We start from the raw sequence: 22114 nt of genomic DNA on the forward strand, positions 1-22114 counted from the left end.
GAATGTGGAACAAAAGAGATCTCTCGGCTCCGCCTCGGGAGGACACGGTCCCTTTGCGTCAATCCGAGCGCAGCCGGGAATCTTCAGCAGTCGCTAAATCGCGCGCGTCGCCTCGCCCAGCCAGGCACGCGTGGCCTCATCGACCTGGGGCGCGATCGTGTCGTGGACGCGGCGATGGTAGGCGTTGAGCCAGCCGCGCTCGGGGTCGGTGAGGAGGGGTGGCTCGATGCAGTTGAGGTCGATCGGCGCCAGTGTCAGTGTCTCGAATTCGAGGTAGCGCCGGTCGGCGCCTTCGATCCTGGCTTCGCGCACTACAAGCAGGTTCTCGATACGGATGCCGTAGGCGCCGGCCTTGTAGTAACCCGGTTCGTTGCTGACGATCATGCCTGACTGCAAGGCAACCGTACTCGCGACCTTGGAAATCCGTTGCGGCCCCTCGTGCACCGCGAGATAGGCTCCGACGCCGTGGCCGGTGCCGTGGTCGTAGTCGAGGCCGGCCTGCCAGAGCGCATAGCGTGCAAGCGAATCGAGCTGCGAGCCGGTGGTGCCCACCGGGAAACGGGCCATGGCCAGTGCAATATGACCCTTGAGGACGCGCGTGAAGCGGTCGCGCATTTCCGCGCTCGGCGCTCCGATGCCGACGGTGCGCGTGATGTCGGTGGTGCCGTCACGATACTGGCCGCCCGAATCGACGAGGTAGAGCGAGCCCGGTTCGAGTGTGCGTTCGGTTGCCTTCGAGGCATGATAGTGGACGATGGCGCCGTTCGGTCCCGCGCCGGAGATGGTGTCGAAGGAAAGGTCGCGCAGCTTGCCGGTCTCCTGCCGCATCTTCTGCAGCCGGTTGGACGCCTCGATCTCGCGCAAGGTGCCGCTCTTCGATTCGCGGGCGAGCCAGGCGAGGAACCGGCTTACGGCAGCGCCGTCGCGGCGATGAGCGGCACGGATTCCGTCCAGCTCGACCTCATTCTTGCAAGCCTTGGGAAGCGCTACTGGATCGGCATCGCGCACCAGGCTCACGCCTGCCGCCTGGAGGCGCGTGGCGGCCCACCAGGGAGCGGTCGCGGTTTCGATCAGCACGCGCTTGCCCATCCGGCCCAGCGTGTCGAGCGCGGGGCCGAGCTCCTCAGGTGGCGCCAATGTCACCGAATTGCCGAGCCAGGCTATCGTGCGCGCCGGGACTTTGCGGCGATCCATGAAGAGATCGACGTGGCCGTCACTGTGCAGCAGGGCAAAACCGAGTGGGAAAGGGGTGCGTGGCACATCACCGCCGCGCACGTTCAGTAGCCATGCAATCGAATCGGGCGCCGTCAGCAAAGCGACGTCGGCGCCGCGGGCGGCGACAGTCTCGGCGATACGCTTGCGCCTTGCCGCACTGTTTTCGCCCGTGAATTCCTCGGCGTGCGGCACGACCGGAGCGAGCGGCGCGGGAGGTCGGTCATGCCACACGGCGTCGATCGGGTTCTGTTCCACCGGCACGAAGCTGCCGCCGGCACGAGCGGCGGCACGCGCGAACCTCTCGTAACCATCGACAGTCTGGAGCCATGGATCGAAGCCTAGCTTGCTGCCCTTTGGCAGATGCTCGGCAATCCACGCTTCAGGTGGCTGCTCGGGGATCTGATAGGGCGTGAAGGCCTCCGTATCGACCTGGCCGCGCACCGCCAGCGTATAGCGGCCGTCGACGAAGATTGCGGCGCGGTCGGCCAGTACGATGGCAAGCCCAGCGGAGCCGGCAAAGCCCGTGAGCCAGGCCAGCCGCTGTGCGCGAGGCGGCACATACTCGCCCTGATGCTCGTCGGCGCGCGGCACGACGAAGCCGTCGAGGCCGCGTCGCTTCAGCTCGGCGCGCAACGCCGCCAGACGCTCGGGTGGGGCCGGCGATACGTGGAGTCCTCCGTCGTCGCCGGCCAGCTCGGCGCGCCAGGCGGCCAGCGCCCGCGTGAGCTCGGCGCCGGCCTCTGGATCGATCAGCTCGACCCACTCCGGACCAGCCAGTCCCTCGGGTGCGGCAGCCACACCGCGCATCAAGGCTTCCAGGTCGGCCGGCTCGGGCGCTCGGCCTCGTTGCCGCAAAAGCTGAAGAACGTCGTCAGGCGCTGAACTCATGATGCGGCCGACCCTACGCGTGGCCTCGGGATGAGGCAAACCGGGTGATATTTGCCCACTTCGCAGGCGCGAAATGCCCAATTAATAGCCCTATGCACGAAGTGCATAGCAGAGCCATGCGGCTCGTATTTTGCCCTGATAACTCAAGGACCTATATTGCGCACCGTGCGGCGCAGCATAAATACATTGCGTCGCACAATGGAAGGAGAAACTCATGATGTCCCAGCCGATTCAGACGCTTCAGAATCTGACCAGCGAAACTACGCCGGCCGGGGGAAACGTATCCAACAGGTTTGGCCTCTTTCAGTGGATTCGCACGCCATTCAGGGACCTGATTTCCGCGGTCAAGGCGGACTTCCGGCTGCGGGCGGCGGAAGCCCAACTTTTCCGCATGACCGACCGTGAACTCGCCGACGTCGGCCTCAGCCGCGGAGACATTCCGTTTGCGGTCCGCCGCGCCAACGACGAGGCGGTCACGGGCGAGGCACCGATGATCGGCAGCACGACCGCCGCCGCGCGCGCAGCGAATGAGAACCTGCGTCATATCGCGGCCTAACGCGACGAGGCCGGCGACACCATATGACGTGTAGCGTAGCGTAAAGCGTAGAGTAGGAAGGGCCGGCAATTGCCGGCCCTTTTCTTTTGCCCGGATCGTGCAGACAGACGGAAGGTCAGGGCTTGCGCAGCAGGACAGTGCGCCACCACGCGCCGCCGGTTTCCAAATCGAGAGAGCGCTCGAACACGAAGGCATTTCGACCATAGGCGGCGAGGAGGTCCTCGGCCTGCTCGACCAGCAGGCCACTCAGGAGGACGCGACCGCCCGGCCGCACGGCAGCGCTGAACGACCTCGAGAGTTCTACCAGGGGGCCGGCCAGGATATTGGCAACGATCAGGTCATAGGGCGCGGCTGCGGCGAGCGCAGCGGCATCGAGACCGGTCGATTCGTGGAAGCGGCATAGCGAGGCGACGCCATTCAGAACGGCGTTGTCATGTGCGACAGCGACCGCTTCGCGATCGCTGTCCCCACCCAGCACCGGCCGCTGCCAAAGCCTGGCCATCGCGATCGCGAGAATGCCGCTGCCGCAACCGACATCGACCGGATTGACGGTCTCGACAGGATCGAGCGTGGCCAGCATCTCCAGACAGCCGCGGGTCGTGGCGTGCGTGCCCGTGCCGAAGGCGAGGCCGGCGTCGATGCGAAGCGGCAGCAGCCCGGCCGGCATTCCGCTGGCAACGTGCGAGGGGTGCACCCAGAAGGGACCGACGGCAAAGGGTTGGAACGAACGCTGGTTCTCGGCCACCCAGTCGACTTCCGGCAGCTCTTCCCAGGACCATAGGCCATCCACCGTCGCTTCGACCTTGTGCCTGTCGCCGTGGCCGAAGATCTCGATACGCCATGGCCCGTCACGCGAAAGCTCACGGCTCGAGACGACGAATCCATCCTCCGAAAGCGGCTCAAGCGCCTGCTCGCGCTCCAGCCGTTCGGCGGCAGGGACGTCGAACCAGGCCTTCCAGGCGTTCACGCCGCCTCGATGAAGCTGTCGAGGACCTTCTTGGGGCCGGCCTTCTCGAATTCGATGTCGAGCTTGTTGCCGTCGACGGCGAGAATGCGGCCATAGCCGAACTTCTGGTGGAACACGCGCTGGCCGATACTGAGATCAGGCTTGTCCCCCTCGACGGCGCGCCGATCGTCGAACGTCTCGTCGCGCCAGCGTGTGCGTGGCCGCCCCATCCCGGTGACGGCGAGGCTCTCATAGTCGAAGCCGCTCGCCTGGTCGCGCAGGCCGGCATGATGGCCTGCCGAGTAGGTGGCATAGAGGCCGGCATCGCTACTCTCGGCAAGCTGGTCGGTCGGCAGCTCGCGCAGGAAACGCGAGGGAATGGCAGCCTGCCATTGGTTGAAGACACGCCGATTGGCGGCGAAGGAGACATAGGCCCGCCTGCGCGCACGCGTCAGCCCGACATAGGCCAGCCGTCGCTCCTCCTCGAGGCCGGCCACTCCCTTGTCGTCGAGGGCCCGCTGGTTGGGAAACAGGCCTTCCTCCCAGCCCGGCAGGAAGACGGTGTCGAACTCCAGGCCCTTGGCAGCATGCAGCGTCATGACGCTCACCATGTCGCCGCCCGACTTCTCGGCATTGTCGGTGAGAAGCGCCACGTGCTCGAGGAAGGCGGGGAGCGTGTCGAACTCCTGCAGGGCGTTGGTGAGCTCCTTCAGGTTCTCGAGCCGCCCCTCGGCCTCGGGCGAGCGGTCGGCGCGCAGCATGTCGGTGTAGCCGCATTCGTCGAGCATGGTCTCGACAACCTCGACATGATTCATTCCGTCCAGCATGTCGCGCCAGCGCTCGAAGCTTCTGATCAGATCGCCCAGCACCTTGCGCGGCCGCGCCTTGAGCTCGTCGGTCTCGAGCGCGCGGCGCGCTGCCTCGAACAGCGAGATCTTCTGCGCGCGCTGGATAAGCCTCAGCGTCCGCAGTGCCGACTCTCCCAACCCCCTGCGCGGCGTGTTGTAGATGCGCTCGAACGCGAGATCATCGTCGGCCTGGACCGTGACGCGGCAATAGGCCAGCGCATCGCGGATCTCCTGGCGCTCGTAGAAGCGTGGACCGCCTATCACCCGATAGGGCAGGCCCAGAGTGATGAACCGCTCCTCGAACTCGCGGGTCTGGAACCCCGCGCGTACCAGGATGGCGATCTGGCCCAGCGGATGCCTGTCGCGCTGCAGCGCCTCGATTTCCTCGCCAATGGAGCGCGCCTCCTCATCGCCATCCCATACGCCGCGCAGCGAGATGCGCTCGCCTTCCTTGAGATCCGTCCACAGTGTCTTTCCGAGCCGGCCCTCGTTGTGTGAGATCAGATGGGAGGCGGCGGCAAGAATATGGGGCGTCGAGCGGTAGTTGCGCTCCAGCCGCACGATCTCGGCACCGGGAAAATCCCGCTCGAAGCGCAGGATGTTGCCGACCTCGGCGCCGCGCCAGCCGTAGATCGACTGGTCGTCGTCACCGACGCAGCAGACGTCGCGCGTGCCCTGCGCGAGCAGGCGCAGCCAAAGATACTGAGCGACGTTGGTGTCCTGGTACTCATCGACCAGGATATGGCGGAAGCGGCGGTGATACTGCTCCAGCACGTCGGGATGCCGCTGCCACAGGCCGACGCAGAGCATCACGAGATCGCCGAAATCGACGGCGTTCACCTCGGCGAGCCGGGCCTGGTACTGCCGGTAGATGTCGGTGGCGCGGCCGTTCGCGAACTCGCCGGCATCGTCGGCCGTCACCTTGTCGGGCGTGAGCGCGCGGTCCTTCCAGCGCTGGATGATGCTCGAGAGCACACGCGCCGGCCACTTCTTGTCGTCGATCCCTTCGACCTGCAGGAGCTGCCTGATGAGCCGCGCCTGGTCGTCGGTGTCGAGGATGGTGAAATTGCTCCTCAGTCCCACCAGCTCGGCATGGCGCCGCAAAATGCGCACGCCGACGGAATGGAACGTGCCGAGCCACATGCCGTCGGCAGCGCCGCCGATGAGCTGGGCCACGCGGTCGAGCATCTCGCGCGCGGCCTTGTTGGTGAAAGTGACGGCGAGGACCTGCGATGGACGCGTGCGGCCCGCGATCAAGAGGTGAGCGATCCGCGTCGTGAGCACGCGCGTCTTGCCGGTTCCGGCTCCGGCAAGTACCAACAGCGGGCCATCCTCGTGCATGACGGCCTTGCGCTGCTCCTCGTTCAGCCCCTCCAGGTGCACCATCGACGCGACAGCGCGCCGCGCCGGCAGCTCGGGAGCGGGGACGGGGTCGTCTGTGATTTCAAACGGGTCGGCGGGGGGCGCCATCACCCTCATATAGCAATCGTCGGCGCGGACGCCTATCTTTCCAGCGGGACTCGGAGGTGGAAATGGCCCGAGGGTTGAACGGATCCATGAACGGCTCGAGTCGCTGGCTCGGCGCTCAGGGTAGTGTCGAAGCCCGGACGCCGGGAAACGAGAGCAACCTGCCGTCCGATGTGGTCGACGGCCTGCCGGCCGTGGTCGGCCTGCACACGACCATTCCCGAGACCCGGCGCTCGGTCCAGCATCTCGGCTCGGAGCGCGAGGGCCATGGCGTCGTGATAGATGATGAAGGCCTCATTGTGACGATCGGCTATCTGATCACGGAGGCCGACACCATCACCATCAAGGACGGCGATGGCCAGGAATATCCGGCGACCCTCGTGGGCTACGACTACGAAAGCGGCTTCGGCCTCGTGCGTGCGACGGTGGCGCCGCCGGTCAAGCCGATGCCGTTCGGCGACTCCGATCAGCTGCTGCTGCGCAGCGAAGCCTACGTCGCGGGCGTGGGCGGCGAGAAGGCGACGCTCAAGGTCAAGGTGGCCGGGCGGCGTGAGTTCGCCGGCTACTGGGAATATCTGCTCGACAACGCGATCTTCACCGTGCCCGCCTATCCGCTGTGGGGCGGTTCGGCGCTGATGGGCCTGGACGGCACGCTGCTCGGCATCGGCTCGCTATTGGTGCAGGAGGCGCTCGGCCCCGGCTCGCCGGCCTTTCCCGGCAACATGTACGTGCCGATCAACCGGCTGAAGCCGATCTTCCGGGAGCTGGTGGAGAAGGGACGGCTGTCGACCCCGCCCAGGCCGTGGCTCGGGCTCTACACGATTGAGCACATGGGGCAGCTCGTCGTCGGTGGCATTTTCGATGGTGGCCCCGCCGACCGTGCCGGGCTGAAGCGTGGGGACTTTCTGCAGGCGCTCGATGGCGAGGTGCTGGACGACGTGGCCGATTTCTACCGCAAGCTCTGGGCAAGCGGGCCGGCCGGGACGCCGGTTACGCTGCGCATGGAACGCGACAACGACTCTTTCGAGGTTACCGTCCGTACCGGCGATCGCTCGAGCTACCACAAGTATGGCTCGGGCTGATTGTTTGTCGCGACTTGTCTCATCCCGAGCCGAAGGCGAGCGACCTTTGCGACGCCGCTAAAAGATTTCCTCGCTGCGCTACGGATGACACGAGCGCGCGGGATGACACGAAATGGCAATGCGGGCTAATTTTCGCCGCAACGCAGGAGCGTGCGGGAGAACAAGCCGATGGCCAAAGCCTTCGCCTCGCAGGCGGACATGGCGGACAAGAACGTCACCTTCAGCCGCCTGTCCGAGCATGCCTATGCCTTCACGGCGGAGGGGGATCCCAACAGCGGCGTCGTGGTCGGCGACAATGCGGTGATGGTGATCGACGCGCAGGCCACGCCCAAGGCGGCGCAAGCGGTAATCGAGAAGGTGAGGAGCGTGACCGACAAGCCGATCCGCTATGTCGTTCTCTCGCATTATCATGCCGTGCGCACCCTCGGCGCCTCGGCCTATGCCGCCGAGCACGTCATCTGCAGCGAGGCGACGCGCGAAATGATCGTGGAGCGCGGCGCGCACGACTACAAGTCAGAGTTGCAGCGCTTCCCGCGCCTGTTCCAGGCCGCCGACACCATTCCCGGGCTGACCATGCCGACCATGACCTTCGCCGAGCGCTTGACGATCTGGCTGGGCAAGCTGCAGATCGAGATCATTCATGCCGGCCGCGGCCATACCAAGGGCGACACCGTCGTCTGGCTGCCCGAGGAACGTACGCTGTTCAGCGGCGACCTCGTGGGGTCCCGGGCGGCGCCATATGCCGGTGACGGGCACTTCAAGGACTGGCCGGCAACGCTGCAAAAGCTGCGTGACCTTCGTCCGGAAGCGCTGCTGCCCGGCCGCGGCGACGCCCTGGTCGGGTCGGAAGGGATCGAGGAGGGTCTCGCGGGCACGCAGGCTTTCCTCGACGAGCTGTATGCGATCGCGACCGCGGCGTCCGAGGCGGGCGAGACGGTGAAGCAGGCCTACGACAAGGCGGCAGCCAGGTTGCAGCCGCGCTACGGCAACTGGACGCTGTTCGACCACGGCCTCCCGTTCAGCGTCTCGCGCGCCTATGACGAGGCCAAGGGCCTCGATCACCCTCGACTCTGGACCGCCGAGCGCGACCTCGAAACATGGGGATTGCTGGAGCCGGCGCCATGATAGCCAAGGACGTGCTGGCCGGACGCCTGGCGCTGGTGACTGGCGCGGGCCGCGGCAACGGAGCGGCGATCGCGCGCGGTCTGGCGGCGGCGGGGGCGGAGGTGATCGTGACGGACATCGATCGCAGCGCCGCGCGGGCCATCGCCGATTCAATCGTCAAGGAGGGCGGCAAGGCGCGTGGTTTCATGCTCGACGTCACCGACGATGACGGCTGCCGCAAGCTCGCGCAGGACGTGTCGTTGCTGGTCGGTCCGATCCGTATTCTGGTCAACAATGCCGGCATTTTCCTGCGCGGCAACCTCGTCGACGCGGACGCCCGCGAGCGCTGGGACAGGACCATGGCGGTGAACGTGGAGGGGGCGTTCAATGTCACCATGGCATTCGTCGAGCAACTCCAGCGCACGCGCGGAAGCATCGTGAATATCGCCTCCATCAACTCCTTCACGGCGCCAGCCGGCAGCGGCGCCTATCCGGTCTCCAAGGGAGCGCTGGCCCAGTTCACGCGCGTGCTCGCCTCGGAACTGGCACCTGATGGCGTGCGCGTGAATGCGCTGGCACCCGGCATCATCGCCACCGCCATGAGCGAAGCGACGCGCGCCGATCCCAGGCGTCTCGAGGCCTTCCTTGCCCATGTGCCGATGAAGCGTGTCGGTCAACCGGAAGAGCTGGTCGGGCCGGTCGTATTCCTCTGCTCTGATGCCGCGAGCTACATCACCGGCGCAATCCTGCCGGTCGACGGAGGCTATCTTGGCGTCTGAGATCGTGGTTCGCGCCGCGACAGTTGACGATGTCGAGCTCCTGCACCGCTTCTCGCTCGATCTCGCGACCTTCGAGGACGAGCCCGACGCCGTCAGCTCGACGCCGCAGACGCTGGCGCGCGACGGCTTCGGCAAGCACCCGCAATTCGCTGCCCTGATCGCCGAGCGAGCCGGTGAGCCGGTGGGCTTCGCGCTCTACACCTTCAACTACTCGGTCTGGACCGCGGCGCGCGGCATCTTCGTCGAAGACATCTGGGTCGTGCCGAAGGAGCGGCGTGGCGGTGTCGCACGTGCGTTGATGGTGGCACTGGCGCAGGAGTGTGTCGCCAAGGGTTTCAAGCGCATCGACCTCAACGTGCTCGACTGGAATCCGGCACGCGGCTTCTACGAGAGGATCGGCTTCAAATGGATCCGGACCTGGCTGCCCTACCGGCTGAGCGGCGAGGCGCTCGCCGCTCTCGCATCGCTATCGAGGCGGTAGCCGCTCCTGCCAGCTGCACGGCGCCGCCCGCGAACATCGCCAGGCGCAGGCCATCGGCACCACCATCTGCCAGCGCATAGGCCGCGCCCAGCACGGCGACGCCGATCGTTGCGCCCGCCATGCGCGCGACGTTGATCAGCGCCGAGGCCGTGCCCGAGCGCGCACGTCCAACCGTACCGACGGCCGCAGCCATCAGGGGGCCAGTGGCAATGCCCATGCCGAGGCCCGTCAGCACGAGCCCGATCTCGTCGACGACGATGGAGGCGCGGTCGGCGCCAAGGGCGATCACCAGCAGGCCGCCGCCGATGAGCGCCACGCCCCCGGAGGTCATCCCGCGCAGCCCGACCTTCTCCGTCAGCCGTCCCGAGAGAGGCGACAGCAGCACGAACGCCAGTGCCATTGGCATCAGGGCGAGTCCGGCTTGCGTTGCCGAGAGCGTGCCTGCGCTCTGCCAGGTGAGGGGCACGAGGAACAGCACGCCGTACATGCCGAAGGTCATGGCCGCCGTGGCGGCAATGGCGCCGCGAAAAGCATCCGTGCGGAAGATGTCGAGCGGCACGAGCGCGGCATCGCCCTGCCGATGCTCGACGCGGAGGAACAGGACCAGTGCCACCAGGGCGGCAAGGAAGGCGATCGCCGCCACCGCCGGACGGCCGCGCGATTCGATGGCCGCAAGTGCAAGGCCACCGAGCGCCACCGCGCCCAGCGCCTGCGCCGTCGCATCGAGACTGCGACCGTGCGGATTGGCCGATTCTTCGACCGCACGCGGCGCGAGCATAAAGGCCGCGACGCCGAACGGAATCACGACCAGGAAGATGCTGCGCCAGCCGAAGGTATGGATAAGGAGCCCGCCTAGCGTCGGGCCGATGGCCATGGCAAGCCCGTTGCACGCCGCCCATACGCCGAGCGCGCGGCCGCGCTCGGCCTCGTCGCGCCAGGCCATGCGGATGATGGCGAGCGACGCCGGCACCAGCAGCGCGGCGCCGAGACCGGTGCCGGCACGGCCCGCGATCAGCACTGAGATACTGGGCGCGATCGCGCAAACCAGCGACGCGGCGACGAAGATGGCGAGCCCCACCATGAAGACACGCCGCCGTCCGTAGAGATCGGCCAGCAGGCCGCCGGTCAGGAGCAGTACCGCATAGACCAGATTGTAGCTGTCGAGTACCCATTGCAGGGCATCGACGCCGGCCTGGAAATGCTCGCCGATCGGCCGCGTCGCCAGATTGACGACGGCCGTGTCGAGCTGCGCCACCAGGACGGCGAGGCAGAGCGTCGCGAGAGTGAGGGGATGCCGATCGCGGTTCACGCGCCAAACAACGCACGACTTGCTTGCACGATGCTTCGGAAAGGAACGAAGCATCGGAGGATTGCGCACGCCGATGAGAGATCCCTCACTGCGCTCGGGGACGACACAAGAAGACGGTGTCATCCCGAGCCGAAGGCGAGAGATCTTGCAAGTAGTGCAGAGTTCTATCTCTTCCCCAGCCCCATCACTCGCCCGGCGTTGGCAGGGCGAGGTAGCCGCTTGTGCTCGTCCCAGATCGCCTCCAGCCGCTCGGCCGCCTGCATCGGCCACGGCGTGGAACGGCGGGAGGCGTAGTCGATGTTCATCACGATCACCTCGTTGGTCGCGGCGAGGTAGCCTTGCTCCCCGTGGTACATCTCGTGGAAGAGATGGACCCGCTTGGCGTCGCGATCGAGCAACTGCGTCGTGAAGCGCATCGGCGCGCTGCCTTTCATCTCGCGGTCGTATGTGACATGCGTCTCCAGCACGAAGGTCATGCCGAGCTTGTTGTCGACGTAATTCCGGCCGAGCCCCATGTTACGCATGAAGGCACCCGACGCCTGATCGAAGGCCGCGACATAGAATGCGACGTTCATGTGGCCGTTCCAGTCCACCCATTCGGAAAGCACGGTCGAGCAGTGAATATCGAGCGGGGCCCGCGTGACCAAGTCCGGCATTTCGTAAGGCAGGGTGACGAGCATGGTATCCCTTACTTCTTCTTGATGCCGATGAGGCGGCCGGCCTGCGGCGGCCGTGGCAGCCTGGCGTGGAGGGCGACGAGCTTCTCGATGCGCGCCATCGCCCAGTCCGGCCATGGCGCCGAGCGCCGCGTCGCGTAGTCGATGTTCATCAGCATCAGCTCGTTGGTAGCGGCGAGGAAGCCCTGATCGGCATGATACATCATGTGGATGTAGTGCAGGCGCTTGGCGTCGTGGTCGAGGATTTGTGTGGTGATACGCAGCGGATCGCCTTCCTTCACCTCACGGTCATAGGTGACGTGCGCCTCCAGCACAAACGTCATGCCAATCTTGTCGCGCGTATATTCCCAGCCGACGCCGAGCTGGTTGCAGAGCGTATCGGTCGCCTTGTCGAAGGCCACGACGTAGAAGCCCACGTTCATGTGGCCGTTCCAGTCGGTCCATTCGGGCAGGACTCTGGCGCGATGGATATCGAGCGGCGCGCCGAGATCGAGTTCGATCATGGGGTACGGAGCTAATTTCATGCGCGCGGACCGTAGCGAAGCGGGCCCCTCCGTCGCAAGTTCCGCAACAGTCTTTTGCCGAGGAGTGGACATGGCCAAGAAGCCAAAGGCGGTGATCCTGGGTGTCGGCGCCGTGCGCGGCATCGGCGGCGCGGCGAGCCGACGATTCGCGAAGGAGGGCCATCACGTGCTGGTGGCGGGCCGAACGACGGCCAAGGTCGACAAGGTGGTCGACGTCATCGCCAAGGAAGGCGGTTCGGCTTCGGCCGTGACGATCGACGGTACCAAGGAGGATCAGGTCGTCAGGCTCTTCGATCGCGCGATGGCCGACGATGCCGATGGGACGCCGGCGGACCTCTTCGTGTTCAACATGGGCAACAATGCGGCGGTCGATGTGAGAGAGATGACGGCGCAGCATTTCGAGGACTCCTGGCGCGTCGGCTGTTTCGCGGGCTTCCTGTTCGGCCGCGAGGCCGTCCGCCGTCTCGCACCGCTGGGGCGCGGCACGGTGCTCTTCACTGGTGCCTCGGGCTCGCTGCGCGGCCGGCCGCGCTTCGCCGCCTTCAACGCCACCAAGGGTGGCTTGCGGCTCTTCGTGCAGTCGCTGGCGCGCGAGTTCGGCCCACTGGGCCTGCACATCGCCCATGTCATCATCGACGGCGGCATCGAAGGCGACAGGCTTCTCGCGCGCATGCCCGACCGCGCCGACAAGGCCGGCGCCAATGGCCTTCTCAAGGTCGATGCGATCGTCGACAACTACTGGCATCTTCATTGCCAGCAGCGCAGCGCGTGGAGCCACGAGATCGATCTGCGGCCGTACAAGGAGCCGTTCTAGATCCCTCGGCTGCACCTCGGGATGACGCGGTCCTCGAGTCGACGATGTCGTGTCATCGCGAGCGCAGCAAGGGATCTTTCGATTCGTGCTAACAATGCCATCAAACTGGAGGCCCTGATGCCCGCATCCAACCGCCGCGTCTTGCTGAAGTCACACCCGCAGGGAGAGCCGACGGCCGCGAATTTCGACGTCGTCGAATCGCCGATCCCCGAGCCGAAGGAGGGCGAGTATCTTTCGCGCACGATCTGGCTGTCGCTCGACCCATACATGCGCGGCCGCATGTCGGAGGCACGCGGCTATGCGGCCAACGTCAAGCTCGGCGACCCGATGGTCGGCGGCACCGTCGGGCAGGTGGTCAAGTCGAGGGCCGCGAACTTCAGGGAAGGCGACTTCGTGGTCGAGCAGTCGGGCTGGCAGAGCTACGCCGCATCGAAGGGCGAAGGCGCCATGAAGCTCGATCCGAAGGCGGCCCCGCTTTCGACGGCTCTGTCGGTGTTGGGGATGCCCGGCATGACCGCCTGGTGGGGGCTGATGCAGATCGGCAAGCCCAAAGCCGGCGAGACGGTCGTGGTCTCGGCGGCTTCGGGCGCCGTGGGCTCGGTGGTCGGCCAGCTCGCGAAGTTGCACGGCTGCCGCGCGGTCGGCATCGCCGGCGGCGGGGCCAAGTGCGACTACGTCATGAAGGAACTCGGCTTCGACGCCTGTGTCGACTATCGTGCCGCGGGCAACGATCTCTTCAAGGAGCTGCGCGCCGCGGCGCCGAAGGGCATCGACGTGTATTTCGAGAATGTCGGCGGCGCGGTGCAGGCGGCGGTCGTGCCGCAGCTCAACGACTTCGCGCGCGTACCGTTGTGCGGCCTGATCTCGCAGTACAACGCCACGGAGATGTCGCCTGGCCCGGACTGGCGGCTGCTGCTGATCAAGCGCGCCACCGTGACAGGCTTCATCGTGTCCGATCACTTCGGCGAGATGGACGGCTTCCGCAAGGAAGTGCCGCCAGCGGTGAAGGCGGGCAAGATCAAGTACCGCGAGGACATCGTGCACGGCATCGAGAAGGCGCCCGAGGCTTTCATCGGCCTGCTCAAAGGCCGGAACTTCGGCAAGCTCCTGGTCCAGGTGTCGGAGGATCCGACGCGGAAGTAACCACGTAGGCGTGGCTGCAGGAGCGAGATATCCTTGCTCGCACATGGATTTCGCAACGCGCGTCAGCCAGGAAGCGAAGGCCTTCATCGAGCCCGGACCGAGGCTGGTCGACGAGCTCGAGTGCGTGGCATCGGTGCTGCTGGCGATCGTGTTCGCCCATGCGCTGGACGTCCGCAACGTCTCGTGGGCCGCCTTCTCGGGCTACATGGTGATGCGTGGCCATGTCTCGCAGAGCTTTCTGCGCGGCGTGCTGCGAATCGCCGGCACGGTCGTCGGTGCAGGATTGGCGCTGTTGCTGGTCCCGATCCTGTTGCCGTCGCTGGCGGCGGCGTCGCTCGTGGGCGCCGCAATCGGCGGCGTGACGCTCTATGGCGCGCTTGCCGGCCGCAGGGCCTACGCCTGGCTGTTCGTCGGGCTCACCTTCGAGATGGTGCTGCTCGACCAGCTCGCACGTCCGGCCGTCGCGCTGGTGGATTTAGCCGAAACGCGCGTGCTGGAGGTGATCGCCGGCACGATCGCCTGCGTGCTGGTGAGCATGGCTTCGACGCTCACGGCGCGGCGGCGCTGGCCCGCGCCACCGGTGCCGCCGGCGTCAAGCCTGGGCTGGCATCCGGGTGCGGCACGCCATGCCGCACAGGGCGCCATGGCGCTCGCCTTGCTGCCGCCGCTGTGGGGGCTGTTCGGGATTTCCGATCTCGCGCAAAGCGCCATCACGATCATGGCGGTGATGCTGGTGCCGGTATCGAGCCTGCGCGTGGGCGGGCTGGGCCTTGTTACCAGGCGTGTGCTTCACCGCGTGGCCGGTTGCCTGGTGGGCGGCGCAGTGGCGGCGCTGATCTTGTTTTTGGCGCACGGCAACGCGCCCCTCCTGATCGCCGCCACGGCGCTCGGCGTCATGGTGGGGCGATATATCGAGAATGGTCGCGGTCCTGTCGCCTATGCCGGCACGCAGTTCACGCTGGCGATCCTCGTGACCCTGGTGCCGGACAGTTATGCCGCCGCCGCGATCGATCCCGGCCTGCATCGCCTGATCGGCATCCTGGTCGGCGGTGCGCTGATGGAGCCGGTGCTGATGGCATGGCACGTCATCGCGCCGTCGCGGGCGGCGCCACGAGCGACCAGCCCCGGCGTCGAAGAGCCCGCGTCAGAGTGAATGTCAGGCGCGTCGCTTCAGCGCTAGGCCCATAGCGATCCAGCCGCTGCCGATGAAGATGAGGTCGATGCCGAGGAACATGCCGAGCACGTAGAAGCTCGAGACCGGCCAGTGCGCCACGATGATCAGGCCTAGGAAGAAACTGATGAGGCCCGAGAACACGACCCAGCCCCACGGCGTGCCATGCTTCATCTGAGTCGCCAGAAAGACGCGCAGGATGCCCGACACGATCAGGGCGATACCCAGTATCAAGGTCAGGATCGTGGCGGCGGCGAACGGATTCTGCAGGCAGATGAAGCCGGCGACGACATAGAGAATGCCCAGCAGCAGCCAGAAGGCGAAGCGTCCCCAGCTGCGCACGCTGAAGGCGGAGATGATCTCGACGACGCCGACCAGCAGCATCATCACACCGACGATGATGACGGCCGAGGCGGTCGCGGCGACGACGCTGCCCAGCGCGACGATGCCCGCGATCAGCGCGATCACGCCAAACGCCACGATCCAGCCCCACTTGTCGCGCAGCGCGCGCATTCCCTCGCCCAGGCTATGGGGGCCAACATTGTCCGCTGTCGCCATGGTCGCCTCCTCAGTGCGGAACTGGCCGCACGACGTCTATCCCTGCGCCGATGGCACAGTTCCACCGGCTGTGTGACAATGACACCATGAAGGATACGCTCCGCAAGGAATCTCCGCCACCGCGTCCTGCCACGACAGTCCTGCTGGTGCGGCCGTCGGAGACCGGCAACGCTGCCTCACCGCTCGAGGTATTCATGGTGGTTCGCCATCACCAGATCGATTCGTTCTCCGGCGCCCTGGTCTTCCCCGGCGGCAAGCTGGAGGAGGCTGACGGCGATCCGCGCTTGCGTGCCCGCTGCGGCGGCTCCGACAGGCTCGGCGACGAAGAACTGAAGTTCCGGATCGCCGGTGTCCGCGAAGCCTTCGAGGAATGCGGTATCCTGCTCGCTCGCAAGCCTGATCAGCGCGCGCTGGTTGGCGCCGGCGATCTCGAGGCCATCGAGCGGCGCTGGCGGACCAAGCTCGCCAAGGACGAGGCGAGCATCGTCGATCTCGTGGAAGCCGAGAACCTCGAGCTTGCGACCGACCTCATGACGCCGTTCGCCCATTGGATCACGCCCACCTTTGCGCCCAAGCGCTTCGACACCTGGTTCTTCCTGGCCGAGGCACCGGAAGACCAGGTCGCGCTGCATGACGGTTCGGAGTCGGTGGACTCGGTCTGGATCGGCGCGGAGCAGGCGATCGACGAGGCGAAGGCGGGGAAGCGGACGCTGGTCCACGCCACGCACAAGAACCTCGAGCTGTTGGCCGAGGGCGGCACGGTCGTCGGCGCGATTTCGCAGGCGACCGAGCGCAAGATCGTCACGGTGCAGCCTTGGGTCGAAACCCGCGAGGGCAAACGTTTCCTGCATATTCCCGAAGGGGCGGGCTATCGCAATCTGGTGCGTGAGATGCCGTCCATGGCAAGTGTTTCGCAGGCCGGAAGATAGTTTCGTCGTCGGGGCAGCCATGTCCAAATCCGGCTCGCGCCTGCCGGGCCGTCGCGCTAAGAGCCAATGAACACGCGTTCATGAGCCGGCTTCCTCGGCCGGCCTGCTGGAGGGACGACGAGAATGGTCGGAATCGTGGCCTACGGAGCCTATGTGCCGCGCCTGCGCCTCAGCCGCCAGGCGGTGTATGACGCCAACAAATGGTTTGCCGGCGGCTTGCGCGGACTGGCCAAGGGCGAACGCTCGATGGCCAACTGGGACGAAGACTCCATCACCATGGCGGTCGAGGCCTCGCGCGATTGCCTGAGCAGTCACAAGGCCGAGGACGTGCGCTCGCTCTACTTCGCCTCGACCACGCATCCCTTCAAGGATCGCCAGAATGCCGGCGTCGTCGGCACGGCGCTGTCGATCGAGCAGAACCTGCTGGCGTCGGACGTTGGCGGTTCGCAGAAAGCGGGCACGTCGGCGCTGATCGCCGGGCTCAATGCCTCGAAGAACGGCGGCGGCCCGGCGCTGGTCGCGGCGGCCGACAAGCGCCTGACCAAGGTCGCTTCCTCCAACGAGCTGAACTACGGCGACGGCGCGGCTGCACTGCTATGCGGCACCGAGAACGTGATCGCGAAGCTCGTCGGGCATCACTCCGTATCGATGGATTTCGTGGATCATTTCCGCGGCGAGGAGTCCGAGTTCGACTACGGCTGGGAAGAGCGCTGGATTCGCGACGAGGGCTATTCGAAGATCGTCCCGCCGGCGATCAAGGCAGCGCTCGCGGCGTGCAAGCTGAAGGGCAGCGACGTCACCCATTTCATCATGCCGAGCCTGATGCCGGCGGTGCCCAAGCAGATGGCCAAGATCTGCGGTATCGGCGAGGGCGCGGTGCGCGACCTTTTGGGCGCCAACCTCGGGGACACCGGCGCAGCCCACGCGCTGGTCATGCTGGTCGATGCGCTGGAGACGGCGAAGGCCGGCAACAGGATCATGGTCGTGGCCTTCGGTCAGGGGGTCGACGTGCTGGTGTTCGAGGTCACCGAGGAGAACGCCAGGCTGCCCAAGCGCAAGGGCCTGTCGGGTTGGATGGCGCGGCGCAAGGAGGAGAAGAACTACATGAAGTTCCTCGCCTTCAACGAGATGCTGCCGATCGAGAAGGGCATGCGCGCGGAGTTCGACAAGAAGACCGCTCTCTCGGTCCTGTGGCGCAAGCGCGACATGATCTATGGGCTGGTCGGCGGCAAGTGCAAGGTCTGCGGCACGGTCCAGTTCCCGCGCAGCCAAGTCTGCGTCAATCCAAACTGCCATGCGGTCGACAGCCAGGAGCCCTACGCGATGGCGGGCCTCGAGGCGTCGGTGATGTCGTTCACCGCCGACTCGCTTACCTACTCGCCCGATCCGCCGGCCTACTACGGCATGATCACCTTCCCCGAGGGCGGCCGCTTCATGGCCGACTTCACGGACAGCGACAAAGAACAGGTGAAGGTCGGCACCAAGATGCGCATGACCTTTCGCATCCGCGATAACGACACGATGCGCGGAGGCTTCAAGCGCTATTTCTGGAAGGCGGCACCGGTCTGATCGCTTTCCTCCTGCTTTCGTCTTAGAGTTCCACCCTCACCAAGGAGACCTGCAATGGCTCGTGGTATCAAGGACAAGGTCGCGATTCTGGGCATGGGCTGCTCCAAGTTCGGCGAGCGCTGGGACAGCGGCGCCGAGGAGCTGATGCTCGAGGCGTACAAGGAATGCGTCGCCGACGCCGGCATCGACGCCAAGCAGATCAATGCCGCCTGGTTTTCCACCGCGATCGACGAGGTGCATGTCGGCAAGTCGGGCATTCCGCTGTCGACCACGCTGCGCCTGCCCAACATTCCGGTGACGCACGTCGAGAACATGTGCGCGTCGGGCACGGAGGCTTTCCGCGGCGCCTGCTACGCCGTCGCCTCGGGTGCGGCCGACTTCGCGCTGGCGCTGGGCGTCGAGAAGCTCAAGGACACGGGCTATGGCGGTCTGCCGGGCGGCCGCGGCGGCCCGCTTCAGGCGCTGTGGAGCGCCAACGGCACGGCGCCGGGCAATTTCGCCCAGCTCGCCACCGCCTACATGACCGCGCACGGTGTCTCGGGCGAAGATCTCAAGAAGGCGATCGGCCACGTCTCGTGGAAGAGCCATCAGAACGGCGCCAAGAACCCCAAGGCGCATCTGCAGAAGGCGGTCGAGATGGATACCATCCTGAATGCGCCGATGATCGCCTCGCCGCTCGGCCTGTTCGACTGCTGCGGCGTGTCCGACGGCGCGGCGGCGGCGATCGTGACCACGCCGGAGATCGCCAAGTCGCTCGGCAAGAGCAACATCGTGAGCGTCAAGGCTCTGCAGCTTTCCGTCTCCAACGGCTCGGAGTCGGGCCACAACTCGTGGGACGGCAGCTATTTCCATACCACGCGCATTGCCTCGAAGAAGGCTTACGAGGAAGCCGGCATCAAGAAGCCGCGGGACGAGGTCTCGATGTTCGAGGTCCATGACTGCTTCTCGGTGACCGAGCTCGTCACCATGGAGGACTTGCACATTTCCGAGACCGGCAAGGGCTGGAAGGACGTGCTCGACGGCTTCTACGATGCCGACGGCAAGATCCCGTGCCAGATCGACGGCGGGTTGAAGTGCTTCGGCCACCCGATCGGCGCCTCCGGCCTGCGCATGCTCTACGAGATGTACCTGCAGTTCCAGGGCCGCGCCGGCGCCCGCCAGCTCAAGGACCCGAAGATCGGCATGACCCACAATCTTGGCGGCGCCCCGCGCGAGAACGTATCGAGCGTGGCGATCATCGGCCGCTTCGAATAGCCGCCTCAATCGTGAGCCCTCTCTCTGGCTGACCGTCGGAGAGAGGGTTTTTCTTTCAAGGTAACGGAGGAAGCGGCCTATGCAGCTCGACAAGAAACTTATCGGCCATACGTTCAAGCCGTTCACGACCACGGTCGAGGCCGGCAAGATCCGGCTGTTCTGCAAAGCCATCGGCGAGGAAGACGCGATCTACGTCGACGAGGCGGCCGCCAAGAAGGCCGGCTATCGCGCGATTCCCGCGCCGCCTACGTTCCTGACCGCCGTCACCAACGACGATCCCGACAAGGGTGGACTGCTCAGGCTCCTGAACGTCGATATCGGCCTGATCCTGCACGGCGAGCAGCACTACGAATATCTCGCGCCGGTCCATGTCGGCGACAGGATCACCTGCCAGCAGAAGGTGGTCGACATCTACGACAAGAAGGGCGGCGCGCTCTGGTTCGTGGTGTCGGAGACCGAGCTCAAGGACCAGGGCGGCAAGGCGGTGGCCAAGGCGAAGGGTATCACCGTCGTGCGCAACCCCGACGCGGCCAAGAAGTGAGGGAGGACGAGATGGCGACCGCTCCCAGGTTCGATCAGATCAAGGTCGGCGACACGCTGCCGCCGCTCAAGCTGGCTCCGATCAGCCGGCATCAGCTCGCGCTCTACTGCGGTGGCTCGGGTGATCACAATCCGATCCATGTCGACATCGACTTCGCCAAGAAGTTCGGTTTCAAGGACGTGTTCGCCCACGGCATGCTGTCGATGGCCTTCCTCGGCCGGCTCGTAACCTCGTGGGTGCCACAGACACAGCTTCGCAAGCTTGGCACGCGCTTCACCTCGATCACGTGGGTCGGCGACACCATTACCGTCAGCGGCAAGGTGACGGGTAAACGCGAGGAAGGCGGCCAGCAGCTGGTGGATCTCGAAGTCAGGTGCACCAACCAGAACGGCCAGGACACGCTGCAAGGCGATGCCACGGTGGTGCTGAATTAGTCAGGCGGACCGCGAGCTTCCAGCTCGCTCGAGAGCTCCCGAGATGCGCGCGGTCCAGAAGAAGGTAGGAGAAGAAGCAAATGGGTCAGATGGACGGCAAGGTGGCGATCGTCACCGGTTCGGGGCGCGGCATCGGCAGGGAGATCGCACTCAGGCTGGTGCGCGACGGCGCCAAGGTGGTGATCAACGACATCGACGAGGCGCCGGCGAAGGAAACCATCGCCGACATCGAGAAGATGGGTGGCAAGGCGGTGGCCTGCAACGGTGACGTCGCCAAGCCCGACTTCGGCGACCGCATCGTCAAGACCGCTGTCGACGCTTTCGGCGGCTGCCATGTCGTCGTGAACAACGCGGGCTACACCTGGGACTCGGTGATCCAGAAGATGACCGACGAGCAGTGGTACGCCATCCTCGACGTCCATCTGACCGCGCCGTTCCGCATCCTTCGCGCCTTCCAGCAGCACTTTCGCGGCGAGGTCGAGAAGGAACGCTCGGCAGGCAAGCGCGTCGTGCGCAAGGTGGTGAACATCTCATCGACCTCGGGCGTCAATGGCAATGCGGGCCAGTCGAACTACTCGGCCGGCAAGGCGGGCATCGTCGGCCTCACCAAGACGCTGGCCAAGGAGTTCGGCCGTTACGACGTCACGGTGAATGCCGTGGCCTTTGGCTACATCCAGACCCGCCTCACCAAGCCGCTGAGCGAAGGCGAGGCCGGCGAGATCGAGGTGCAGGGCCGCAAGGTCAAGATCGGCGTCCAGGGCGGCCGCATCGCCGCCATGAACCAGATGATTCCGCTCGGCCGCGGCGGCCTACCCGAGGAGGCGGCGGGTTCGGTCTACCTCTTCTGCAGCCCCGACAGCGACTATGTCAGCGGGCAATGCCTGGTGGTGAACGGCGGGTTGTGACCGGAGAGTTCCCTCGCCATTCGGCTTGGGATGACAGGGATTTGGTTTCACCCGCCAAGCTGCGTCATTCCAAGCGCAGCGAGGAATCTCACTTCTTCCTATTCGACGTCAGCGCCGCCCATCGGCCGGGCGTAAGGCCGAAGTGGGCCGAGAAGTGCCGCGTGAGGTGGCTCTGATCGGCGAAGCCAGTCGCGACGGCGACCCCCGACAGAGGTTCGCCGCGCGCGATCAGCGTTTGCGCGCGGGCGAGCCGCCGCCCGACCTGGAAACGATGCGGCGAGGTGCTGAAGACCGCCCGGAACTGACGGGCGAGGGCGAAGCGGTCGAGCCCGGTCACCGATTCGAGTTCCTCCGACAAGACGATGCGCGGCGCCTCGGCGATCAGGAAGTCGCGGGCCCGCTCGACGGCCTTGTGCGCGATCGCCGGCTTCTTCGCATTGGGCGGTGCGTCGCTGCGCGCCACCAAGAGCTCGGCAAGCCGCGCCACGACCGCGTCGACCGCCAGCGGCTCGAGTGCACGAGGGAATTCGGCGAAGGCCTCGCGCAGGAGCGCGGCGAGGTTTGGATCGTCGGCCACCACGTCGGGCACATAAGGAGCGGCCGCCCCACCGAGCGCGGTGCTGACGGCTGCCGGATCGGCATAGAGCATTCGGTAGGCGAAGCCGTCGGGGACACCTGCATGCCCGTCATGCGGTTCGTCGGGATGCAGCACGATCACCTGTCCGGCACAGCTCGTGCGCAACCTACCGCGATAGTGAAACGATTGTGCGCCCCAAACCGTCAGGCCGACGCCGTAGGTCTCATGGCGGTGGAGGTCGTAGGCATGGCCGCCGAACTGGGCCAGCAGGCGCTGCAGTCCGTCGCGCGGTGCATCGAAGCGGATTTCGTCAGGGCGGGTCATGCACGAACGTTCAAGACCG

The 22114-nt window shown here is 65.9% G+C and carries 22 protein-coding genes; 14 read left to right on the top strand and 8 right to left on the bottom strand.

The window, feature by feature from the left end; all coding sequences use genetic code 11:
* Positions 1-93: 93 nt before the first annotated feature.
* Positions 94-2103, bottom strand: a complete 2010-nt coding sequence (locus tag VH499_RS25850; protein WP_332055655.1) for an aminopeptidase P family protein — start codon at positions 2101-2103, stop codon at positions 94-96.
* Positions 2104-2317: 214 nt separating this feature from the next.
* Here VH499_RS25850 and VH499_RS25855 point away from each other — a divergent pair, with 214 nt between their 5' ends.
* Positions 2318-2659, top strand: a complete 342-nt coding sequence (locus VH499_RS25855; RefSeq protein WP_332055656.1) for a DUF1127 domain-containing protein — start codon at positions 2318-2320, stop codon at positions 2657-2659.
* A 115-nt stretch (positions 2660-2774) separates the two neighbouring features.
* Here VH499_RS25855 and VH499_RS25860 read toward each other — a convergent pair whose 3' ends face one another.
* On the bottom strand, positions 2775-3626 hold the full coding sequence (locus VH499_RS25860) for a 50S ribosomal protein L11 methyltransferase (protein ID WP_332055657.1): 852 nt from the start codon (positions 3624-3626) through the stop codon (positions 2775-2777).
* The gene (locus tag VH499_RS25865; protein ID WP_332055658.1) at positions 3623-5923 is read right to left on the bottom strand and encodes an ATP-dependent helicase; all 2301 of its coding nucleotides are present in this window, start codon (positions 5921-5923) and stop codon (positions 3623-3625) included. Before VH499_RS25865 ends, VH499_RS25860 begins: the two co-directional genes overlap by 4 nt.
* Positions 5924-6009: 86 nt before the next feature.
* Here VH499_RS25865 and VH499_RS25870 point away from each other — a divergent pair, with 86 nt between their 5' ends.
* The 4 genes from VH499_RS25870 (at position 6010) to VH499_RS25885 (ending at position 9366) form a co-directional block, all read left to right on the top strand.
* Positions 6010-7002, top strand: a complete 993-nt coding sequence (locus VH499_RS25870; RefSeq protein WP_332055659.1) for a S1C family serine protease — start codon at positions 6010-6012, stop codon at positions 7000-7002.
* A gap of 168 nt (positions 7003-7170) precedes the next feature.
* Positions 7171-8127, top strand: a complete 957-nt coding sequence (locus VH499_RS25875) for an MBL fold metallo-hydrolase (protein ID WP_332055660.1) — start codon at positions 7171-7173, stop codon at positions 8125-8127.
* Positions 8124-8885 (top strand): glucose 1-dehydrogenase, encoded by a 762-nt coding sequence (locus VH499_RS25880; RefSeq protein ID WP_332055661.1) that lies wholly within the window; start codon positions 8124-8126, stop codon positions 8883-8885. The genes VH499_RS25875 and VH499_RS25880 overlap by 4 nt, the downstream gene beginning before the upstream one ends.
* Positions 8875-9366, top strand: coding sequence for a GNAT family N-acetyltransferase (locus VH499_RS25885; protein WP_332055662.1), 492 nt, complete (start codon positions 8875-8877; stop codon positions 9364-9366). Before VH499_RS25880 ends, VH499_RS25885 begins: the two co-directional genes overlap by 11 nt.
* Here the strand turns inward: VH499_RS25885 and VH499_RS25890 are convergent.
* The 3 genes from VH499_RS25890 to VH499_RS25900 all read right to left on the bottom strand — a co-directional run bounded on the left by VH499_RS25890 (position 9287) and on the right by VH499_RS25900 (position 11855).
* Entirely contained in the window at positions 9287-10675 is a 1389-nt protein-coding gene (locus tag VH499_RS25890; protein ID WP_332055663.1) for an MFS transporter, read from the bottom strand. The two genes, VH499_RS25885 and VH499_RS25890, sit on opposite strands and share 80 nt — an antisense overlap.
* A 164-nt stretch (positions 10676-10839) precedes the next feature.
* Positions 10840-11355, bottom strand: a complete 516-nt coding sequence (locus VH499_RS25895; protein ID WP_332055664.1) for a thioesterase family protein — start codon at positions 11353-11355, stop codon at positions 10840-10842.
* 8 nt (positions 11356-11363) lie between these two features.
* On the bottom strand, positions 11364-11855 hold the full coding sequence (locus VH499_RS25900; protein WP_332055665.1) for a thioesterase family protein: 492 nt from the start codon (positions 11853-11855) through the stop codon (positions 11364-11366).
* A gap of 91 nt (positions 11856-11946) precedes the next feature.
* On the opposite strand from VH499_RS25900, the gene VH499_RS25905 reads away from it, so the two are divergent.
* From VH499_RS25905 to VH499_RS25915, 3 genes are all read left to right on the top strand, one after another.
* Positions 11947-12690 carry an SDR family NAD(P)-dependent oxidoreductase gene (locus tag VH499_RS25905; RefSeq protein WP_332055666.1) on the top strand — a complete coding sequence of 248 codons (744 nt, stop codon included), beginning with the start codon at positions 11947-11949 and terminating at the stop codon, positions 12688-12690.
* Between the two features lie 117 nt (positions 12691-12807).
* Positions 12808-13833 carry an NADP-dependent oxidoreductase gene (locus VH499_RS25910; RefSeq protein ID WP_332055667.1) on the top strand — a complete coding sequence of 342 codons (1026 nt, stop codon included), beginning with the start codon at positions 12808-12810 and terminating at the stop codon, positions 13831-13833.
* A gap of 43 nt (positions 13834-13876) precedes the next feature.
* A complete protein-coding gene (locus VH499_RS25915; protein ID WP_332055668.1) occupies positions 13877-14986 on the top strand; it encodes an FUSC family protein in 1110 nt (369 codons plus the stop codon).
* Positions 14987-14989: 3 nt separating this feature from the next.
* Here VH499_RS25915 and VH499_RS25920 read toward each other — a convergent pair whose 3' ends face one another.
* A complete protein-coding gene (locus VH499_RS25920; protein WP_332055669.1) occupies positions 14990-15562 on the bottom strand; it encodes an HdeD family acid-resistance protein in 573 nt (190 codons plus the stop codon).
* A gap of 86 nt (positions 15563-15648) precedes the next feature.
* Between VH499_RS25920 and VH499_RS25925 the strand changes: the two genes are divergently transcribed.
* From VH499_RS25925 to VH499_RS25950, 6 genes are all read left to right on the top strand, one after another.
* Entirely contained in the window at positions 15649-16491 is an 843-nt protein-coding gene (locus VH499_RS25925; RefSeq protein ID WP_332055670.1) for an NUDIX hydrolase, read from the top strand.
* A gap of 123 nt (positions 16492-16614) precedes the next feature.
* Positions 16615-18060, top strand: a complete 1446-nt coding sequence (locus tag VH499_RS25930) for a hydroxymethylglutaryl-CoA synthase family protein (protein ID WP_332055671.1) — start codon at positions 16615-16617, stop codon at positions 18058-18060.
* A gap of 54 nt (positions 18061-18114) precedes the next feature.
* Positions 18115-19314, top strand: coding sequence for an acetyl-CoA acetyltransferase (locus VH499_RS25935; RefSeq protein WP_332055672.1), 1200 nt, complete (start codon positions 18115-18117; stop codon positions 19312-19314).
* Positions 19315-19393: 79 nt separating this feature from the next.
* Positions 19394-19855 carry a MaoC family dehydratase N-terminal domain-containing protein gene (locus tag VH499_RS25940; protein WP_332055673.1) on the top strand — a complete coding sequence of 154 codons (462 nt, stop codon included), beginning with the start codon at positions 19394-19396 and terminating at the stop codon, positions 19853-19855.
* A gap of 11 nt (positions 19856-19866) precedes the next feature.
* Positions 19867-20289, top strand: coding sequence for a MaoC family dehydratase (locus tag VH499_RS25945; RefSeq protein ID WP_332055674.1), 423 nt, complete (start codon positions 19867-19869; stop codon positions 20287-20289).
* 80 nt (positions 20290-20369) lie between these two features.
* Entirely contained in the window at positions 20370-21194 is an 825-nt protein-coding gene (locus VH499_RS25950; protein ID WP_332055675.1) for an SDR family NAD(P)-dependent oxidoreductase, read from the top strand.
* A gap of 88 nt (positions 21195-21282) precedes the next feature.
* Here VH499_RS25950 and VH499_RS25955 read toward each other — a convergent pair whose 3' ends face one another.
* Entirely contained in the window at positions 21283-22095 is an 813-nt protein-coding gene (locus VH499_RS25955) for an AraC family transcriptional regulator (protein WP_332055676.1), read from the bottom strand.
* Positions 22096-22114 lie beyond the last annotated feature (19 nt).

It is taken from the genome of Reyranella sp. (assembly GCF_036558665.1).
In the GTDB taxonomy this organism is placed as follows: domain Bacteria; phylum Pseudomonadota; class Alphaproteobacteria; order Reyranellales; family Reyranellaceae; genus Reyranella.

Bases quoted from the DNA above. Each gene is read 5' to 3' on its own strand.
- VH499_RS25850 (WP_332055655.1), bottom strand. From the start codon at position 2,103: ATGAGTTCAGCGCCTGACGACGTTCTTCAGCTTTTGCGGCAACGAGGC.
- VH499_RS25855 (WP_332055656.1), top strand. From the start codon at position 2,318: ATGATGTCCCAGCCGATTCAGACGCTTCAGAATCTGACCAGCGAAACT.
- VH499_RS25865 (WP_332055658.1), bottom strand. From the start codon at position 5,923: ATGGCGCCCCCCGCCGACCCGTTTGAAATCACAGACGACCCCGTCCCC.
- VH499_RS25870 (WP_332055659.1), top strand. From the start codon at position 6,010: ATGAACGGCTCGAGTCGCTGGCTCGGCGCTCAGGGTAGTGTCGAAGCC.
- VH499_RS25875 (WP_332055660.1), top strand. From the start codon at position 7,171: ATGGCCAAAGCCTTCGCCTCGCAGGCGGACATGGCGGACAAGAACGTC.
- VH499_RS25880 (WP_332055661.1), top strand. From the start codon at position 8,124: ATGATAGCCAAGGACGTGCTGGCCGGACGCCTGGCGCTGGTGACTGGC.
- VH499_RS25895 (WP_332055664.1), bottom strand. From the start codon at position 11,355: ATGCTCGTCACCCTGCCTTACGAAATGCCGGACTTGGTCACGCGGGCC.
- VH499_RS25900 (WP_332055665.1), bottom strand. From the start codon at position 11,855: ATGATCGAACTCGATCTCGGCGCGCCGCTCGATATCCATCGCGCCAGA.
- VH499_RS25905 (WP_332055666.1), top strand. From the start codon at position 11,947: ATGGCCAAGAAGCCAAAGGCGGTGATCCTGGGTGTCGGCGCCGTGCGC.
- VH499_RS25910 (WP_332055667.1), top strand. From the start codon at position 12,808: ATGCCCGCATCCAACCGCCGCGTCTTGCTGAAGTCACACCCGCAGGGA.
- VH499_RS25915 (WP_332055668.1), top strand. From the start codon at position 13,877: ATGGATTTCGCAACGCGCGTCAGCCAGGAAGCGAAGGCCTTCATCGAG.
- VH499_RS25920 (WP_332055669.1), bottom strand. From the start codon at position 15,562: ATGGCGACAGCGGACAATGTTGGCCCCCATAGCCTGGGCGAGGGAATG.
- VH499_RS25925 (WP_332055670.1), top strand. From the start codon at position 15,649: ATGAAGGATACGCTCCGCAAGGAATCTCCGCCACCGCGTCCTGCCACG.
- VH499_RS25930 (WP_332055671.1), top strand. From the start codon at position 16,615: ATGGTCGGAATCGTGGCCTACGGAGCCTATGTGCCGCGCCTGCGCCTC.
- VH499_RS25935 (WP_332055672.1), top strand. From the start codon at position 18,115: ATGGCTCGTGGTATCAAGGACAAGGTCGCGATTCTGGGCATGGGCTGC.
- VH499_RS25940 (WP_332055673.1), top strand. From the start codon at position 19,394: ATGCAGCTCGACAAGAAACTTATCGGCCATACGTTCAAGCCGTTCACG.
- VH499_RS25945 (WP_332055674.1), top strand. From the start codon at position 19,867: ATGGCGACCGCTCCCAGGTTCGATCAGATCAAGGTCGGCGACACGCTG.
- VH499_RS25950 (WP_332055675.1), top strand. From the start codon at position 20,370: ATGGGTCAGATGGACGGCAAGGTGGCGATCGTCACCGGTTCGGGGCGC.
- VH499_RS25955 (WP_332055676.1), bottom strand. From the start codon at position 22,095: ATGACCCGCCCTGACGAAATCCGCTTCGATGCACCGCGCGACGGACTG.